General features: G+C 71.9%; 17 protein-coding genes and 1 pseudogene. 12 read left to right on the top strand and 6 right to left on the bottom strand.

Features of this window, described 5'->3' with window-relative positions; genetic code table 11:
• Positions 1 to 139 precede the first annotated feature (139 nt).
• Genes DY240_RS04925 through DY240_RS04900 form a run of 6 tightly spaced genes read right to left on the bottom strand, consistent with a single transcriptional unit; the run spans position 140 to position 7,767 of the window.
• Positions 140 to 2,437, bottom strand: a complete 2,298-nt coding sequence (locus DY240_RS04925; RefSeq protein WP_119658844.1) for a hypothetical protein — start codon at positions 2,435 to 2,437, stop codon at positions 140 to 142.
• Positions 2,434 to 5,076, bottom strand: a complete 2,643-nt coding sequence (locus DY240_RS04920; RefSeq protein ID WP_199700841.1) for an ATP-binding protein — start codon at positions 5,074 to 5,076, stop codon at positions 2,434 to 2,436. Before DY240_RS04920 ends, DY240_RS04925 begins: the two co-directional genes overlap by 4 nt.
• Positions 5,069 to 5,809, bottom strand: coding sequence for a hypothetical protein (locus DY240_RS04915; RefSeq protein WP_119658843.1), 741 nt, complete (start codon positions 5,807 to 5,809; stop codon positions 5,069 to 5,071). The genes DY240_RS04920 and DY240_RS04915 overlap by 8 nt, the downstream gene beginning before the upstream one ends.
• Positions 5,810 to 5,865: 56 nt before the next feature.
• On the bottom strand, positions 5,866 to 6,189 hold the full coding sequence (locus tag DY240_RS04910; RefSeq protein WP_119658842.1) for a hypothetical protein: 324 nt from the start codon (positions 6,187 to 6,189) through the stop codon (positions 5,866 to 5,868).
• A gap of 40 nt (positions 6,190 to 6,229) precedes the next feature.
• Positions 6,230 to 7,444 (bottom strand): conjugal transfer protein, encoded by a 1,215-nt coding sequence (locus DY240_RS04905; protein WP_119658841.1) that lies wholly within the window; start codon positions 7,442 to 7,444, stop codon positions 6,230 to 6,232.
• A complete protein-coding gene (locus DY240_RS04900; protein WP_119658840.1) occupies positions 7,441 to 7,767 on the bottom strand; it encodes a hypothetical protein in 327 nt (108 codons plus the stop codon). Before DY240_RS04900 ends, DY240_RS04905 begins: the two co-directional genes overlap by 4 nt.
• Positions 7,768 to 8,021: 254 nt before the next feature.
• Between DY240_RS04900 and DY240_RS04895 the strand changes: the two genes are divergently transcribed.
• From DY240_RS04895 to DY240_RS04840, 12 genes and pseudogenes are all read left to right on the top strand, one after another.
• Positions 8,022 to 8,822: a hypothetical protein gene (locus DY240_RS04895; protein ID WP_119658839.1), complete on the top strand. Its 801-nt coding sequence runs from the start codon at positions 8,022 to 8,024 to the stop codon at positions 8,820 to 8,822.
• A gap of 426 nt (positions 8,823 to 9,248) precedes the next feature.
• Entirely contained in the window at positions 9,249 to 9,731 is a 483-nt protein-coding gene (locus DY240_RS04890; RefSeq protein WP_119658838.1) for a hypothetical protein, read from the top strand.
• A gap of 79 nt (positions 9,732 to 9,810) precedes the next feature.
• Positions 9,811 to 10,509 (top strand): SAF domain-containing protein, encoded by a 699-nt coding sequence (locus DY240_RS04885; protein WP_119658837.1) that lies wholly within the window; start codon positions 9,811 to 9,813, stop codon positions 10,507 to 10,509.
• On the top strand, positions 10,509 to 11,318 hold the full coding sequence (locus DY240_RS04880) for a P-loop NTPase family protein (protein WP_119658836.1): 810 nt from the start codon (positions 10,509 to 10,511) through the stop codon (positions 11,316 to 11,318). The genes DY240_RS04885 and DY240_RS04880 overlap by 1 nt, the downstream gene beginning before the upstream one ends.
• Positions 11,311 to 12,912 (top strand): CpaF family protein, encoded by a 1,602-nt coding sequence (locus DY240_RS04875; RefSeq protein WP_119658835.1) that lies wholly within the window; start codon positions 11,311 to 11,313, stop codon positions 12,910 to 12,912. The genes DY240_RS04880 and DY240_RS04875 overlap by 8 nt, the downstream gene beginning before the upstream one ends.
• Complete coding sequence (locus DY240_RS04870; RefSeq protein ID WP_119658834.1) at positions 12,909 to 13,820, top strand: type II secretion system F family protein; 912 nt, start codon at positions 12,909 to 12,911, stop codon at positions 13,818 to 13,820. The genes DY240_RS04875 and DY240_RS04870 overlap by 4 nt, the downstream gene beginning before the upstream one ends.
• Entirely contained in the window at positions 13,817 to 14,722 is a 906-nt protein-coding gene (locus tag DY240_RS04865; protein WP_119658833.1) for a type II secretion system F family protein, read from the top strand. The genes DY240_RS04870 and DY240_RS04865 overlap by 4 nt, the downstream gene beginning before the upstream one ends.
• Positions 14,723 to 14,846: 124 nt before the next feature.
• Positions 14,847 to 15,047 carry a hypothetical protein gene (locus DY240_RS04860; RefSeq protein WP_147375198.1) on the top strand — a complete coding sequence of 67 codons (201 nt, stop codon included), beginning with the start codon at positions 14,847 to 14,849 and terminating at the stop codon, positions 15,045 to 15,047.
• Positions 15,048 to 15,050: 3 nt separating this feature from the next.
• Complete coding sequence (locus DY240_RS04855; protein WP_119658831.1) at positions 15,051 to 15,485, top strand: TadE/TadG family type IV pilus assembly protein; 435 nt, start codon at positions 15,051 to 15,053, stop codon at positions 15,483 to 15,485.
• A gap of 1 nt (position 15,486) precedes the next feature.
• On the top strand, positions 15,487 to 15,924 hold the full coding sequence (locus tag DY240_RS04850) for a TadE family protein (RefSeq protein WP_119658830.1): 438 nt from the start codon (positions 15,487 to 15,489) through the stop codon (positions 15,922 to 15,924).
• The gene (locus tag DY240_RS04845) at positions 15,921 to 16,352 is read left to right on the top strand and encodes a hypothetical protein (RefSeq protein WP_119658829.1); all 432 of its coding nucleotides are present in this window, start codon (positions 15,921 to 15,923) and stop codon (positions 16,350 to 16,352) included. Before DY240_RS04850 ends, DY240_RS04845 begins: the two co-directional genes overlap by 4 nt.
• Before the next feature lie 80 nt (positions 16,353 to 16,432).
• Positions 16,433 to 16,783, top strand: a pseudogene (locus DY240_RS04840) (LysM peptidoglycan-binding domain-containing protein); the annotation flags it as partial.

Below are 16,783 nucleotides of genomic sequence, written 5' to 3'. Positions count from 1 at the left end.
GGACGCGCGCCGACGGCGATGCAAAAGTCGACGATCTCGGCTTATCGAGCCCGGTGCGAGCCACTACCCACCCCCAGAGCGTCCATCGTTGCGAGCGTAGGCATGGGCGATCAGCACGCGCAATCGATACCGCCGACTGTCAGGACCCGCCACGGCGGCGGCTCTCCCACTCCTGCCTGGCGAAGTCGCGGTTCATTCGGCGACGCTGCCGGCTGCTCTGCCGTTCTGCCGCTTCGGCCGCGGCCTGCGCCTGATGCCGCCGCCGGGTGAAGTCGGCGCGTGCCTTGACCGACCGGTACCGGTCGTCGGCCTCGGTCTTGGCTCGCGCAGCCGCCTCAGCCCGCATGCGCCGCTCGTAATTCCGCTTGACCTGGCCGGCCTTCGCGTCCTCTGCGGCGTGGGAGGCGCGATTGGCCATCCCCGCGGTACCGAACCGGCCACGAGCGGCCCACGCCACGCTCTCGGCCCCCCAACTGCGGGTCCTGTGCGCCATGAAGCGCAGGCCGTCGACGGGAAGGTGGCCGGCCTCACCAGCCTGGTAGATGCGGTTTCGGTATTTGTTCCTGGCGTTCGCTCCGATGCTGCTCGACCACGCACCGAACTGGCGCATCCGCCCGCGCGACCGGGTAGCCGTGCGCGAGAGCTCGACCCCGACACGGCTGCGGCGAGCGGCGGCGATGCCGGTGTGCGCGACGTTCCGGGTGCCCTCGCCGAGGGCGGCGGCACCCTGCCGAGCAAGCCCGCCCGCGCCGGTGGCAGCCCTGCGCAGGACGGTGTTCCTGGCGGCCAGCGCGCCGCCTCGGGCGACGAGTGAGCCGCCGCCGGTGGCCCAGGCGAGGCCTGCGGTGCGGGCGATGCCCTTCAGATTGCGGCCAGCATCGCTCATCGCGTTGAGCTTGCCCGCTGCTCGCTGGAGACCGCCCGGACCGCTCCCGCCACCGGCCGGGACGAGGGACGAGCCGCCGAAACCGCCGCCGCCTCCGCCGCCACCGGAGTTGAACCTCGACGCCATGGCGGCGGCGACGCGGTCCTTGGTCTCGTGGACGGCGCCGCGGCCGCGCCAGAAGAGGACGATGCCGGCGATTAGCAGCAGGTCGATGAGCAGGAACTTGCCGATCTCGGCCCATCGGACGGAGCGGTCGTCGGGATTGCCGGTGGGTGCCCGGCCGGAGGCCATGATGTCGGTGACGACGTGGAGGAACACGCCGAGGAAGACGATGCAGAACATCAGCATCAGCACCGTGGCGAAGAGCTGACCGATGTTGCGCCACAGCACCGATCGGGCGCCGCCGGGGAGGATCGCCAGCAGCAGCGTGACCAGCAGCTTGATGCACTGGACGAGGGCGGACAGGCCGGCGATGAACACGACGCCGGCGATGATGAGGATGAGCACGGCGAGGATGGTGACGGCCGGCTGGATCGCGAACTGAGCCATCCAGCTGTCGGGCCGGGCCATCTTGGCGAAGGTGTCGACCTCGTCGTTGAGGCAGCTGCCGACCACCTTCCAGACCTCGGGGTCGTAGTCGACGGGCTCGTCGCCGGTGCCGCCCCACCAGGTGCCGGGGTCGGTGAGCTCGGAACCGGTGTCGACGCCGTCGGCGGCGGAGCCCCGGCCGGCGAGGTCGCGGCCCTCCAGCTCTTCGCGGAGGTCGTCCTTCGAGGTGCTGTTGCCGGCATGGGACAGCGCGACGACGTAGGCCTCTTCGCAGTCGCCGTCGAGGATGTAGCCGAAGTTGACCAGCATCGCCGGGTGGTAGAGGAACGTGTTGAGGATGCTCTCGCCCGGGCTGACCTGCTGATTCTCAGGATTGCCGAGGTCGTCGAGGTAGTCGTCGTCGTTGACGATCTGGCCGACGAGGTACTGCGAGGTGTCGCGGGCGTCGTAGAGTAGGCCCTCCTGGCTGTCGTTGTCGCCGACGAGCCAGGTGATCGGGTTGATCGGTGCGAGGTTGTTGTCGGGGTGCTGGCCGTTGTAGCTGATCGCGGCCACCGCGTAGTTGGCGATGATCAGCGACAACAGGAGTTGGACCAGGCCCTTCCCCCACATGCCTCTGGCCATCCAGAGCATGCACACGAACGCCGTGATGGTCAGCATCGCGACATAGATGTTCAGGTTCGACAGCATGCCGGCGATGGAGTCCTGGAAGTCGCCGGCGATGCCGGTGAACCAGTCGAGCCACGTCATGCCGAGCACGAAGTCAGTGACCCACGCCAGCGCGATGACCTGGAACTGGTAGATCGCCCAGGTGATCGTCATGAGCACCTTGAAGATCAGGTGGAACGGGTCGGTGATGCCGCCGGCGAGCGACAGTTGCACGTGAAACGCCGACAGCTCGCAGTTGCCGGTCGGGTTGATGAACTGGTCGCCCAGGCCGTTGCCGCCGGGGACCTGGCAGGCCTCGGCGACGATGGTGACCGCGCCGGCGACGACGCTCATGCGAGCCTCGACCCGACGGCGTCGTCGGAGCGGCCGGCCTCGAGCTCGGCCGGCCGGTCGCCGCCGTCGAGCTCAGGCACACCGGGACGGCCCGGGAGCCCGCCGCCGAGCAGCGGAGCGGCGGCCGGAAGCCGCGCCCCGATCTGCACTTCCGGTGGCGAGGTCTTCATCGCCTCGAACCGCTCGGGCCGCGACGGCGGCATGATCTTGATGCGGGCGACGTTGCCCAGGGCGTCGCGCATGAGCGCCTCGCCGCGCCGCATCTCGGGGACGCCGTCGGGGCCGACCGGGCTGGTGTGCTCGGTGATCAGCGCGACCAGCGACTCGTCGTCGGGATCGAGGTCGAGCCACTTCAGGCCGCGCTTGGCCAGCGTCTTGTCGCGGTGCCGCATGAGAATGCGGGTCGGGATGAGGCCACGCAGGGTGGCGTCGCCGAAGTCGCTCTCGGGGTCGTGGCTGCCCAGCGCGACCGCGGCCTGGTGCTTGCGGCCGTCGCGGACGAAGACGGTGATCTCGCGCTCGCCCTCGGGCGAGGCCGTGACGTGGTGCGCCTCGTCGACGATGAACAGGGCCAGCTCGGAACGGTCGCCGAAGCAGACCTGCCGGCCCATGCTGGCCATGAGTGCGTACATGGCCCGCCCGAAGATCTTCTCCAGCTTCAGCTGCTCGAACAGGTGCGCGTGCTGCAACTCGTCGCGGTCGGGCAGCTCCAGGGTGCGGGTCCAGAACACGATGGCGCGGTCGCTCAGCTCGACCGGCGGCAGCGAGGTGTCGAAGATGACCCGGCCGAACTCCTTGCGTGCGAACACGTTCATCAGCCGGCCCAGCTCGTAGGCGCCGTCGAGCGTGCAGCTCTCGAGCAGGTGCTTGGTGAGGTCGCCCAGCCCGCGGATGCCGTGCCGGGCGAGGTAGCCGACCTCGAGCACCTCGGAGAGCAGCACGCCGCGCTCGGACGTCGGCGACACGTTGAGCAGCGGGGTGAGGAACGACTGCGCGACCCGCGAGCCGGTGTGCCGGTCGAACACCCGCAGTGGGTCCATGCTCATCGTCGGGTCGACGACGGAGACGACGGTGGGGGTGGTGAGGGCGCGGGCCATCGTCACCCACTCGCCGGACTCCGTGCGGTCCAGCGCGATGAACCGGCCGCCGCGGTCGACGGTGTCGGCGGCGATCTTCTTCAACGCGACCGACTTGCCGGCACCCAGCTCGCCGGCGATGGCCAGCGAGCCGGACACGTCCAGCCGCGTCGTGGCGCCCGCGGGGTCGTGGTGGACGACGCCGGTCTGGCCGGTGGAGATGTTCAGGCCCAGCAGGGTGCCCTTGTTGTCGCCGACGTCGCACGTGACCACCGGAACCGACGCGGAGAAGGAGTGCGACGTGGTGATCTGCGCGAACTCGCGGACGGACTTCGACAGCGCAGTGCCTGGCAGCATGGCCCACCAGAGGTCCTCCTGGTTGCCCAGGGGGTGGGTGAGCTTGAACCCGGAGGCGCCGTAGAACGCCTGCAGCTCCTTGGCCTGCTCCATGACCTGCTCGCCGGTGCGCCCGGCGACGCAGAAGATGACGGTCGCCTCGACCTCGACCTCGAGGTCGTCGGCGGACAGCAACGCCTCGTACTCGGCGAGGTCGCGGGCAGACCGTTCGATGGCGTGCATGCCCGTGGTGAGCTGGCCCTCCTGCTGCAGGAACTGGTCGTTGAGGTTGGCGACGGCGCGGCGGTTGCGCGCGATGACCTCTTCGCGGGTGCGGGTGTGCAGCCGCACCGCCCAGTCGACGTCGAGCCCGGCGTCGTCGACACGGCCGAGGTACTCGCCGCCCGGGAAGACCATGCCGTCGGCCGGGGTGTCGGCCAGCGCCAGCAGGCCCTGGTACGAGACGGCGTCGGGCTGGTCGGGCTGCGTGATCTTGACGTATTTGCGGCGCAGCGGGTTCCAGCTCTTGAGCTGCTTGCGGTCGAGCTCGGACTGGCCGCCCTCGTCGATGAGCGCGTCGGGCCACAGCACGCCGTGACGGGGTACGACCGCGGCCTCGTGGTCGGCCCGGGTCTCGGGGAGGTCCATGTCGGCGAACAGGCCGCGCTGCAGGGTGTGCTGGTAGAGCCAGACCAGCTGGGCGACGGTGGCCGGCCGCGGCCGGAACACGGCGGGGATGCCGAGCTCGACCTTGCGGGCCTGCTCGGTACGCACCTTCAACTCGGCCGGCGAGATGCCGTGACGGGGCAGCGCCAGCTGGTCGCGGAAGTCGTCGACGGCGGCCCGGAAGGACTCGCCGAGGTTGCCGAAGCGGCCGCCGTTGCGCAGCGGGACGCTCAGCCAGAACGTCCGCTGCCCGAGCGCGAGCTCGTCGAGGGTGTCGAGGGTGGCCTCGCACTCGGCCGCCCACTCGGGGCAGTGCTCGAGCGGGATGCCGGTGATCATCCGCTCGACGATGGCAGCGGGGTCGAGCGCCGCGCAGGCGCCCACGAGCAGCGCCTCGCCGGGCAACGCCCGCAGCAGCGCCTGGTGCGCCGCGCGCACGCTGTGTTTGTCCTTGTCGGGACGGAAGCCGTACGGCAGCGCCTGCAGCCGCCACGTCGCCCACACCGTTCCGCCCCGCGACCAGAGCAGATGGCCGGCCATGGCTCGCGCCGGACTACGCATCGTCCTCACCCCACGAATCGCTGAGCTCGCCGCTCCCCTGCCGGACGGCGGTGCGCTGCTGGCCCCGCGGACGCGGCGCCGCACGCCGTCCGTTCGCGGGTTGATGGTCGTGCTGGTCGGCGGGGAGCAGGGCCAGCAGCGCCTGCACCCCGCTCAGTGGCGCGGCGGTCTGGGCCACGACCGGTTCGAGCGCGTCCGCCGGCTCCCCGGCCGGTTCGGACGGCGCCGGGGCGCGGTCCAGCCGCCGCCGCAGCCCGTCGGGCAGCTCGCGCTCGGCGGTGACGGCGACGCCCGGCTCGAGACCGGCCCACGGATCGGTGCCGGGCAGCGGGCCGAGATAGACGCTGGTGCGGTGCCGGACGCGCCGCGGCCGCCGGAACCGCACCGGCCGGCCCTGGTACTTGCCCGACGCGGGCGCGTTGAGCACCCGGTACAGGCCGAGCAGCGCGTACAGCGGATTGCGGCCGTTCATCGGCAGCCGGCCGATGAGGAACACCGCGCCGAACGCCGCCCCGAACAGCAGGGCGATGTTGCCGAAGACCCCGAAGACGCCCCATGTGTCGATGGTCAGCCCGCCGACGACGATGATGAGGATGGCCGCGATGAGCTGCTGGACCGTGTACGGCCCGCCGGGGATCTTCGTGCCGTCGGGCATGCGCCCGAGCAGCTGCGGGAACTTCCGGGCCCGCGTGTAGTACTTGACGGTCTCCAGGTCCTCTGGGTCCTCGGCCATCGATCGTCACCTCCGCCCTTGGGTCTCGTGGCCGGCCTGCGTGGGATGCCGGACAGCTAAGTGAGATCGACCTGGTGGGACACCGGGGCCGACCCGGGGAGGTCCTCGCCGACGGTGTCGCGCAGGGCAGTGACGTTGTAGACGATCCAGATGAAGACGCCGGCCGCGAGCGCGGAGACGATGATCGTGCCGATGGCGAACTTGGACTGGACGGCCTTGTAGACGACGAACAGGATCGCCACCGTGATGGCCACGACCCGCAGCACCGTCTGCAGGTTCGAGGCGGTGTCGGTGGTCCAGTCGATCAGGCCGGCCTGGATGGTGATGGACGAGGTGGCGAGGTCGGGTGCCGTCGCCGTGAGTCCGGTGATGAGGCTCATGGCTCCTTCTCCTTGTGAACGGGCTGCTGCTGCGGGTGGGTCAGGGCGACTCGGTGGTCGTCCCCGTGGGTGGGTCTGATCCGGCCTCCCTCGTCGGTTCCTCGGACGGTGTTCGGCTTGGGCCCTGGGACGAGGTCCCCTGCGAGGTGCTCGTCCCAGGAGTCGTGGGGGTGACCGGCGCCGGCTCGGGCAGCGGGACCGGCTCGGCCAGCGCGGGCGACGTGCGCAGCCGGGCCACCTCCCACCGTCCCTCGCGCGCCTGGAGCACCAGGGAGTACTGCGCGCCGAGCTGCTCGCCGTTGGAGCCGCTCAGCGTGACGTTGGCCTGGACCTCGGCGGTCTCGCCGTCGGACGGCTCTTCGCTGGGCGCCTCGCCGCCGGCGGCGACGATGGTCTCGACCCGGACCCCGGCGTACGGCACCGGGTTCAGCACCCGGAACGACGTGCCCGGGCTGCTGTAGGCCTCGAGCGAGGCCTGGTCGCCGCTGACCAGCATGGCGTTGAGGAAGTTGGCCACCCGGGCGAACGCGGGGTGGTCGGCGGCCAGTCCGTGGTCGTAGGCCGAGGCCAGCTGCTCGAACTCGTCGGGCGCCGGCACCGGCGCGGGCAGCGCCTGCGCGATCATCTCGCCGTCGACGTAGAGGACCGGCACCTGGAAGTAGAGGCGGCCGGCGGTGATGCGCTCGACCGGCTGCTCGGCGTCGCCGTCGTCGCCCTCGGCGGGCGTCTCTGCGGCGGGCTCGGCCGACGCGGCCGCGGGTTCGGCGTCGGCCGGCGGCTCACCCTCGGCGGCATCGACGCCCACCGTGACCGACCACAGCCCGCTGTCGTCCTTGACGATCTCGGCGACGGCGGACCCGGAGGTGGTCCACGGGATGTCGGGACGGCTCTGCCCGAGGTCGCCGAAGTAGGCGCGCAGGGCGTCGGACTGCTCGGACGGCGTCTCGAGCCAGGCGACGACGGCGCGCTCGGCGAACTCGCTGACGGCGGCGGCCTCGCCGATGCGGTCGACGTCACCGTCCTGCTGGACGACCGGGCGCGTCTCGGGCATGAGCACCTGCAGCGCCAGCGCCAGCGGGCCGGCGATGAGAGCGACCCACAGCAGCCCGACGACGATGCGGGTGGCGAGCTGGGAGCCGCCGGTCCAGGTGTGCTGCTCCGAGCGCGGTGCGGAGGTCGCGGTGTCGCGCCCGCCGTCGCCGCCGCCGGTGCCCTTCGGCTCCTTCGGCGGGCCGAAGCCCCAGTTGATCTTCATGGTGCCGGTTCCTCGTGCGTCGCGTCGTGCCGGTGCGGGCTCGAGGACGGCGGAGCCACCTCACCGTCCGAGCCCGCACCGGAGCCAGTGCCGGCCGCGCCCGGTTCCCAGGGTTCGCGCAGATCGGCCACCTGCACCAGCCGTTCCAGCGCCTCCTGGGCGCGGTCGGCGTTGGCACCCACCGCGTCGTGCAGCCGCTTGGCCGCGTCGCGGTCGAAGGGGTCGGCGATGAGGTGGGCGAGCTCCCTGTCGATGGCCCGTCGCGCCGCCAGAACCGTCGCCGCGTCCATGAGGGACTGCCGGTTGCTGAAGCGCTCTGTCATGTCGGGCTCCTCGGTCGGCGGGTCGGTTGTCTGCGTAGGTGCCGGGGGACGGCGTCCTGTGACGGGGTGATCGGTGCCGGTTGCGGCCCGGATCGGGCATACGGACCCATCACGGGCATCGGGCAAGCCGCTGACCTGCGCAGTCCTCGAGCGGGCAAGTGCCAGAACCCACGCCGGAGCCTTGCGGGCAAGAGCCGGGGCAAGCCCTGCCGACCACGGTTGAGGGGTCGATCCACCCCGGAGGAGCCACCCCCATGCCGATGCCTGCAGCCAGTGCCTACGACGTCACCTGCACCGGCGCCCGCCGGCGCGCCGACGCCAGTCTCGTCGGTCGGCTGAACGCCGAATGGAGCCGGCTCTGCGCCGACCCCCGCACCGAGTCCGCCGTCGCCCACTGGGGCCGCCGGCACGCCGAGCTCGCCGGTTGCGTCGCGCTCGAGGACGTCGAGCCGGCGGTCGCCGCGGCCGGCGCGGAGCAGGCCGACCGCATCCTGCTGGCGCTGCTGCGCCTCGCCCACGGCGGCGACTCACTGGCCGGCCGGACGGTGCTCCAGCTGATGCTCGGCAAGGCGGTGCGCATCGCCACGACGCGCGCCGGCCGCGACACGAAGCCGAGCCTCGAGCACACCGCCGTCGCCGCCCTGTGGACCGTCATCGCGACGTATCCGCTCGAGCGGCGACAGGCCAAGGTCGCGGCGAACATCGCGATGGAGACGCTGCGCGCCGTCACCGGCGAACTGACCCATCAGCTCAGCGAGACCCCCACCAGCCCCGACGTCCTGGCCGCCGACCTCATGCCGCTCACCCCGTCCGAACGCACCACCGCCGACCACGAGCTGCTCGACCTGCTCACCTGGGCCGTCGACGAGGGCACCATCACCGCGGCCGACGCCACGCTGATCCTCGACATCTACACGCCCGCGCCGGGGACGGAGGGCGGTGCGGCCGCGGCGGCACGGCACGGCCTCACCTGGCCGGCAGCGCGGCAGCGGGCCAGCAGGGCGATCCGCAAGGTCGCCCGTCAGCTGCGCGACGACGTGCCCACGGCGGCGTGACCGGACCGCGGCGCAAACGGCGGCGCAGGCGGACGTGCGGCCGTCGCCGGCGGCGTGCGGAGGCCGGTAGGACGTGCCGAACCCTGCGCGGCCAGGGGGCCGGGACTCGGCACTGCGGGACCGGGTACGGCACGACCGAACCCGCCACACCCTTCACCTGCGTCACACCGGACCCGTCATGATCATGGAACTGCGCCATTCGGGTTGCGCCGACGCAGGTCAGCCGTGAATATCGTCTGAACGGCCGAGCCGGCAGGGCGGTTCGGACCCCCGGACGGAGCCCATACATGGGTCATACAGTCACCAGACGCTCGCCAAGACTTAACAATTCACGCCCTATGCAGTTGTCGGGGCAGTCACATACCCTCATGCCACGAGGCCGCCCGTGCAGGGCGCGGCCTCGCACGTGTATCGAGGAGGCCGGCATTGACCGAGAGCACTCCGACCGCTGAGTTCCTGCGGCAGGGCACGAACCCGGCGGTGGACACCGCGGGCCTGGACGACGTCCTGGCCCGCCGCTCGGTCGGCGGCGCGGTCACGCACGACGACGCCGCGCCGGTCATCAAGCCGAGCGTCGTGCACGTCCCGTCGTCGCTGCTCTCGCTGGTGGCGGCGGAGCGCCGGCGGTCGGGCCGGTCGAACGGCGAGATCCTCATCGACGCGATCGAGGCCGGACACGACCACCTGGTCAAGCTGCACCACGAGTCCAACAGCATTGGAGGCCGACTCTTCACCGCCCGCACGGCGAAGCCCCAGCTTCCCGTCGCCCAGCCCCTCTCGCCGCTCAACATCCGGCTCTACGAACAGGACTACGAGGTACTGGACCGGCTCGTCACCGAGCTCGGCGCGGGCTCCCGCAGCCGGCTGGCGACCCTGGCCCTGGCCCTCTACCTCGACAGCTCCACCTGACGCCACAGCCCCAGCACCACCACAGCCCCAGCACCACCGAGCGACACCCCCCTTCCCCGGACACAGCAGGACGGCAACGATGAGTTCGCCCCCCACCCATCAGCCGGCGCCCGACCAGCTCGACGACGACTTCGAGATCGCCGAGGCCAAGCTCGAACCGGCCGTCGCCGCGCCGCCGAAGCAGCGCCGCCGGCCGGCGTTGATCGGCCTCGGCGTGGCCCTGGTCGCCCTCGGCGGCCTGGGCGCGGCCTGGCTGGCCACGAGTATGAGCGACACGGTCGCCGTCATCGCGGTGCGCGAGGACGTCGCCCGCGGCGAGCAGATCACCGCCGACGACCTCACCACGGCGAACATCAATGCCGACCCCGCGCTCGACCCGATCCCCGAGTCGCGCGAGAACGACGTGATCGGCCAGTACGCCTCCGTCGACCTCCCGGCCGGCACGCTGGTCACCGAGAACTCGTTCAGCGGCAGCATCCAGCCCGGCGAGGGCCAGTCGATGGTCGGTGTGGCCGTCACGACCGCTCAGCTGCCCAGCGAGCCGCTGCGCCCCGGCGACACCGTCCGCATCGTCGACACCCCGAACCCGCAGGACGACCCGCCCGGCTCGACACCCGACTCCATCGAGGCGACCGTCGTGTCGACCTCGACGGACGACGAGACCGGGCAGCGGATGGTCAACGTCGTCCTGCCCGAGGTCCGCGCCCCCGACCTCGCGGCCCGCATCGCGACCGGGCGCATCGTCGTCATCCTGATGTCGCGAGCGGGAGGCGAGTGATGGCCGTCGTCGCTCTCACCTCGGCACGAGGGGCCCCCGGCGTCACGACCACGGCGCTGGCCATGGCCATGCTGTGGCCGCGGCCGGTCGTGCTGGTCGAGGCCGACGTCGCCGGAAGCAGCAGCATCCTCGCCGGGTACCTGCGCGGCACCGTGCCACCCGACCGCGGCCTGGTCAGCCTGGCCGTCGCGCACCGGCGCGGCGTGCTGGACGAGAAGTTCTACGACCAGACCATCGCGCTCATCGAGAACCGCGTCCGGCTGGTCCCCGGGCTGGTCAACGCCCAGCAGGCGGCCAGCATGGACAAGCTGTGGTCGCCGTTGAGCATCGTGCTGGCCAACCTCGAGCGCACCGGCACCGACGTCATCGTCGACGCCGGGCGCCTGGGCATGCGCCACGGCCCGATGCCGCTGTTGCGCTCCGCCGACGCCGTCCTGCTGGTCACCCGCACGACGCTGCCCGCCGTCAGCTCGGCCCGGGCCCGGGTGAACGTGCTGCGCGAAGACCTCGTCGAGCTGGGCCAGGGCGACGACACGCTGGCGATGCTGCTGATCGGCGAGGGCCAGCCCTACCGCGCCCGCGAGATCCACTCCGCGCTCGGCGTCCCGGTGCTGGCCTCCATGGCCTGGGACCAGGCGGCGTCCGACTCGCTCAGCGTGGGTGCGCCGTACGGACGGCGGTTCGCGGCGGCTCCGCTGTTCCGCAGCACGCGGGTCGTCATCGGCGCGGTGCACGAGCTGATCGACCGCCATCGCACCCGGCTGGCCCCGGCCGCGGAGTCCCTGATGGAGGAGCACACCTATGGCTGACCCCACGCACGCCGCGGCGAGCCTGGAGAACCTCCCGCTGTTCGCCGAGTCGAACGGCGCGAACGGCTCCGGCGACGAGTGGGGCGACACCCATCACTCGCTGAGCGGGCCGGCCGGCCAGACCGACCTGCGCCGGTCGCTGCAAGCCCGGCTCGCATCGGCCTCGGCGCAGCGCGGCCGCGGCCCCCTGCCGTCCGGCCAGCATGCCCGCCGCTCCGACGACGACCTCACCGCGCTCGAGCGCAACGGCGGCGTCCTGCGGCCCATGGGCGGCGGCGAGGTCGACTGGGGGCTGGTCCGCGCCTATCGCGAACAGGCCGCCGACCAGCTGGCACACGCCCTGCGCAGCCGCGAGGGTCTCGACGACGCCGGCCGGCGCGAGCTGGGCCGCAGCATCGTCGTCGAGCTGCTGGCCGACCACGCCGAGCGGGCGCTCACCAAGGGCCTGCCGATCATCACGCCGGACGAGCAGATCCAGCTGGCCGAGGCGATCATGGCCGCGCTGTTCGGGCTCGGCCGGCTGCAGCCGCTGGTCGACGACCCCGACATCGAGAACATCGAGATCAACGGGCACGACAACGTCCACCTCATCTACGACGACGGCCGCATCGTCGAGGGCCCGCCGGTGGCCGACAGCGACGAGGAGCTCATCGAGACGCTGTCGTTCCTGGCGACCCGCACGGGCAACAACGAGCGGCCGTTCTCGCCGTCCAACCCGCGGCTGCACCTGCGGCTGCGCGACGGCTCGCGGCTCGCGGCCACCGCGTGGATCACCCCCCGCCCAGTGGCCGTCATCCGCAAGCACCGGCTCACCGACATCGGCATCAAGGAGCTGGTCGACCTCGACATGCTCAGCCCGGCCGCGGCGGCGTTCCTCGCCGCCGCCGTCCGGGCCCGCAAGAGCCTCGTCGTCTCCGGAGCGCAGGGCGCCGGCAAGACCACGCTGGTGCGCGCGCTGACCAACGAGCTGGACCCCATGGAGCGCATCGGCACCATCGAGACCGAGTACGAGCTGCACCTGCACGACATGCCCGAGCGGCACAAGCGCATCGTGGCGTGGGAGGCGCGGCCCGGCAGCGGCGAGCGCGGACCCGACGGACGCGCCGTCGGCGAGATCACCCTCGACGACCTCGTCTTCGACTCGCTGCGCATGAACCTCTCCCGGCTCATCGTGGGCGAGGTGCGCGGCCGCGAGGTGCTGCCGATGTTCAAGGCGATGCAGTCCGGCGCCGGCTCGCTGTCGACGACTCACGCGCACTCCGCACGGGCGGCCATCGAGCGCCTGGTCACCTGCGCCATGGAGGCCGGCCAGCACGTCACGGAGTCCTTCGCGTACCGGCAGATCGCCGAGCACATCGACCTCATCGTCCAGATCGAGCTGGTCGACGACAGCCACGCCGGCGGCAAGCGGTCGCGCTACATCAGCGAGATCATCGCGATCGAGCCGGGCGAGCACGGCCTGCCGGCCGTCACCGACGTGTTCCAGCCCGGCCCCGACGGCCGTGCGGTGCCCGGCACCCCGCCGATCTGGCTGGCCGACCTCGAACGCGTGGGATTCAACCCGCGGCTGCTCGACCACGGCGGTGTGCCGTGACGCCGTTCGCGGCGGCGCTGGCCGCCATCCTCGTGCTGGGTGGGCTGCTCGTCATCGTCCTCGGACTCCTCCCGCAGCCGGTGCAGGCACGTCCGTCCACGACCGGGCAGCGGCTCAAGGCGCGGTTCATCAGCATGACCGGCGGCCGCAACCCCGCCGCCCGGCAGCTGCGCCTCCTGCTCGGCATCGGCCTGGCCGGCGGCATGGTCGCCTGGCTGCTCACGGGCTGGCTGATCCTCGTCGTGCTCGTGCCCGCCGCGCTCATCGGCCTGCCCGCGCTGCTCGCGCCGCCCCCGTCGGCCACACCCGTCGCCAAGCTCGAAGCCATGGAGGAGTGGACGCGGTCGCTGGCCGGCGTGCTCACCGTCGGCGTCGGGCTGGAACAGGCCATCACCGCCACCATGAAGTCCACACCCGACGCGCTGCGCGCCGAGGTGACGACGCTGGTGGCGCGGCTGCGTGCCCGCTGGCCGACGGTGGCGGCGCTGCGCGCCTTCGCCGACGACCTCGACGACGCCACCGGCGACCTCATCGCGTCGTCGCTGATCCTGGGAGCCACGCGACGCGGCGCCGGTCTCGCCGCTGTGCTCGAAGGGCTGGCGGCGACGGTGGCACAAGACGTCCAGGTGCGGCGCAAGATCGAGGCCGACCGGTCCAAGCCGCGCACCACGGCACGCATGGTCACCATCATCACGCTGGTCGTCCTCGGCTTCATGACGTTCAACAGCTCCTACATCGAGCCGTACGGCTCGGCCATCGGGCAGATCGTGCTCATCGTGCTGCTCAGCTGCTACGTGCTCTGCCTGCTGTGGATGCGCCAGATCACCAAGCCACGGCCGCTGCCGCGCATCATGGGCTGGGACCTGCGCTCGGCCACCGGACCGGCCCGGGCGGAGGCGCGCCGATGATCTGGGAACTCGGCATCCTCGCCGGCGCGCTGGCCGGCCTCGGGCTGGCGATCGTCGTGCGCGAGCTGGTCCCCGCCCAGCCGCACCTGCGGGCCACGCTGGGCCGGCTGCACGACACCGGCACCGAGACCACGCGCTCGATGGAACCGCAGACCAGTCAGTCCAGCTCGCTGTTCCAGGACCGCCTCGGCCGGTTCCTCGAACAGCGGCTGCCGACGCTGGTGGGTTTCCGGCTGCCGCGGCAGGAGCTGGACCTGCTGCGCATCCCCGCATACCGCTACTACGGCGAGAAGGCGCTGTGGGCGCTGCTGGGTCTGGCCTTCCCCGCCATCCTGACGCTCACCCTGGCGATCACCGGCGTGAGCCTGCCGTTCACCGTGCCGGCGTTCGTCGGGCTGATCCTGGCCGTCGTGATGTGGTTCCTGCCCGACATCGAGACCCGGCAGAAGGCGAACAACGCCCGCGAGGAGTTCACCCGGGCGCTCGGCGCCTACATCGACCTCGTCGCGCTGGAGCGCGCCGGCGGCGCCGGGTCGACCCAGGCGTTGGAGAACGCCGCCGAGGTGGGCGACTCCTGGGTGTTCCAACGGCTGCGCGAGGAACTGGCCCGGGCGCGGTGGTCCGGCACGACGCCCTGGGAGGGCCTGCACACGCTCTCGATCCAGCTCGGACTCAGCGACCTCGACGACCTCGCCGACATCATGCGGCTGTCCGGCGAGGAGGGCGCCACGGTCTACGAGAGTCTGCGCGCCCGCGCCAGCGGCCTGCGCGACGCCACCCTGTCGGCCGAGCACGCCCGCGCCAATGCCGACAGCGAACGAATGGTCATGCCCGTCGCACTTCTGGGCGTGGTTTTCATGGCTCTACTGGCGGCTCCCACGGTGATGCGTATGCTCGAATGACTCTTTGTCCGTTATTTCCTCAGTCCGGAATTCCCCGATCCCGGCACGTCACAGAAGTCTCCCCGGACATGCCTACAGCTGTGACGGGTCGGGAACAGCCCGCACCCCCGAGAGGAACACGACAATGCTGCAACTCCAGACATGGATGACGGTCCTGTCCGCCGAGCTGCGCGAGCGCTACTCCGAGTTGACCGAACGCCGCCGCGAACACGGCGCCACCACGCTCGAGTACGTCGTCATCGCCGCCGCCGTGTTCGTCGCCGCCGTGGCCCTGGTGGGCATCATCATCGGCGTCATCAACCGCGAACAAGCGAAGATCCAGTAGGCCATGAGCCGCCGGCCACGTGACGGGCAGCGGCGTCGAGTTCGGCGCCGCCTCCCCGGACGTCCCGAACGAGGCGCGGCGACGCTGGAGCTCGTGGTCCTGTTCCCGGTCGTCCTGCTCATCACCTTCGGCGTCATCGAGGGCGCGTTGTGGTACCACGCCCGCAACGTCGCCCTGGCCGCCGCCGAAGAGGGCGTGCGGGTGGCCACCGGCAACGGCGGGTCGCTCGCGGCCGGCGTCGCCGAGGCCCGCTCCTTCGCCCAGGAGGCCGGCGCCGACGGCGTGCTCAGCAGCGTCACCGTCAGCGGTGACGGCGGCGACGTCGAAGTCACCATCACCGTCGAGGGCTCGTCGCAGAGCCTGTTCCCCGGCTGGTCCGGACACCAGGTCTCCCAGACGGCCAGCGGGCCGGTCGAACGCTTCACCGGGCCGGGCTGACATGTCCGCGCAAGCAGAACGCAGGGAGCGCGGCTCGGCGACCGTCGAGCTGGCGGTGGTCGCGCCCGGCCTGCTGATGATCATCGCCCTGCTGGTGCTGGGCGGCCGGGTGACCATCGCCGGTGGCTCGGTCGAGCACGCCGCCGCCGAGGCCGCGCGCACCGCGTCCATCGCCCGTACCGAGAGCGACGCGCTCATCCAGGGCCGCAACGCCGCCGAGGCGTCGCTGGCGCGACAGGACCTCCTGTGCGTGGGCGGACCGTCCATCCAGATCGACACCAGCCAGTTCAGCCGGCCGCCGGGCGAGCCGGCCACGGTCACGGCCACGGTCACCTGCCGCGTCCAGCTCTCCGACGTCGCCATCCCCGGGCTGCCCGGCTCGCGGGAGATCACCGAGACCGTCGAGAGCCCGCTCGACACCTACAGGATGCGCCGATGACGGCCCGGCGGCCGCGGTCCGGCGGCGAAGGCGGCGCCGTCGCCGTCTTCGCCGTGGTCATCGTCATGGCGTTGTTCCTGGCCATCGGGTTGGTGGTCGACGGCGGCGGCAAGATCCGGGCGATGCAGCGCGCCAACGCGCTGGCGGCCGAGGCGGCCCGCACCGCCGCCCAGGCGGTCATCATCGACGGCAACGGCGCCGGTCACCCGACCATCGACTTCTCCCGCGCCTGTACCGCCGCCCTGAACTACGTGACGGCGGCCGGCGGGCAGGCCACCGACTGCCGCCGAGTCGACGACACGACGGTCCAGGTCGACACCACCGTCACCTACGACAACGTCTTCCTGTCCCTGATCGGGCCCCCGACGTCCCAGGCCACAGGTAGTGCCCAGGCCCGCCTCGCGCGCGGCGTCGGTACGGAACAGTGAGGAGTTTCCCCGTGCCTCGAACCCATCGAACCGCCCGCCCCCGGCGAAGGATCGGATCGGTCCTGCGCGGACTGGGAGCGTTGGTCGTCATCGTCGCGGTCCTGGTCGGCATCCCGCTCGCACTGATCGCCGTCGCCGGCAACCCGCTCCCCGACTCCGTGCCCAGCTGGGACGACGTCACGTCCGCGCTCACCGAGCCCGACGACGGGTCGCTGTTCCTCCAGGCGCTGGTCTGGATCGCGTGGCTGGGCTGGATCAGCTTCGCCGTCGGACTGGTCGTCGAGATCCCCGCGGCGCTGAGCGGGCGCAAGGCGCCGCGGCTGCCCGTCCTGCGGTTCCAGCAGCGCGCCGCGGCCGGCCTGGTCGCCGCGGTGGCCGCCGCGTTCGTCGTCGGCCCGGTCGGCGTCGCCACGGCCGCCGAGCCGGTCCAG

The organism is Jiangella rhizosphaerae, assembly GCF_003579925.1.
GTDB classification, from domain to species: Bacteria; Actinomycetota; Actinomycetes; order Jiangellales; family Jiangellaceae; genus Jiangella; species Jiangella rhizosphaerae.
Note: the sequence above shows the minus strand (reverse complement) of the source record. Positions and strands in the feature narration are given on the sequence as shown.

What these genes read in the sequence shown, in the direction of transcription:
- DY240_RS04880 (WP_119658836.1), top strand. Translation starts at nt 10,509, where the DNA reads ATGGCCGTCGTCGCTCTCACCTCGGCACGAGGGGCCCCCGGCGTCACG.
- DY240_RS04875 (WP_119658835.1), top strand. Translation starts at nt 11,311, where the DNA reads ATGGCTGACCCCACGCACGCCGCGGCGAGCCTGGAGAACCTCCCGCTG.
- DY240_RS04850 (WP_119658830.1), top strand. Translation starts at nt 15,487, where the DNA reads ATGTCCGCGCAAGCAGAACGCAGGGAGCGCGGCTCGGCGACCGTCGAG.
- DY240_RS04895 (WP_119658839.1), top strand. Translation starts at nt 8,022, where the DNA reads ATGCCGATGCCTGCAGCCAGTGCCTACGACGTCACCTGCACCGGCGCC.
- DY240_RS04905 (WP_119658841.1), bottom strand. Translation starts at nt 7,444, where the DNA reads ATGAAGATCAACTGGGGCTTCGGCCCGCCGAAGGAGCCGAAGGGCACC.
- DY240_RS04860 (WP_147375198.1), top strand. Translation starts at nt 14,847, where the DNA reads ATGCTGCAACTCCAGACATGGATGACGGTCCTGTCCGCCGAGCTGCGC.
- DY240_RS04885 (WP_119658837.1), top strand. Translation starts at nt 9,811, where the DNA reads ATGAGTTCGCCCCCCACCCATCAGCCGGCGCCCGACCAGCTCGACGAC.
- DY240_RS04925 (WP_119658844.1), bottom strand. Translation starts at nt 2,437, where the DNA reads ATGAGCGTCGTCGCCGGCGCGGTCACCATCGTCGCCGAGGCCTGCCAG.
- DY240_RS04900 (WP_119658840.1), bottom strand. Translation starts at nt 7,767, where the DNA reads ATGACAGAGCGCTTCAGCAACCGGCAGTCCCTCATGGACGCGGCGACG.
- DY240_RS04910 (WP_119658842.1), bottom strand. Translation starts at nt 6,189, where the DNA reads ATGAGCCTCATCACCGGACTCACGGCGACGGCACCCGACCTCGCCACC.
- DY240_RS04915 (WP_119658843.1), bottom strand. Translation starts at nt 5,809, where the DNA reads ATGGCCGAGGACCCAGAGGACCTGGAGACCGTCAAGTACTACACGCGG.
- DY240_RS04920 (WP_199700841.1), bottom strand. Translation starts at nt 5,076, where the DNA reads ATGCGTAGTCCGGCGCGAGCCATGGCCGGCCATCTGCTCTGGTCGCGG.
- DY240_RS04865 (WP_119658833.1), top strand. Translation starts at nt 13,817, where the DNA reads ATGATCTGGGAACTCGGCATCCTCGCCGGCGCGCTGGCCGGCCTCGGG.
- DY240_RS04845 (WP_119658829.1), top strand. Translation starts at nt 15,921, where the DNA reads ATGACGGCCCGGCGGCCGCGGTCCGGCGGCGAAGGCGGCGCCGTCGCC.
- DY240_RS04855 (WP_119658831.1), top strand. Translation starts at nt 15,051, where the DNA reads ATGAGCCGCCGGCCACGTGACGGGCAGCGGCGTCGAGTTCGGCGCCGC.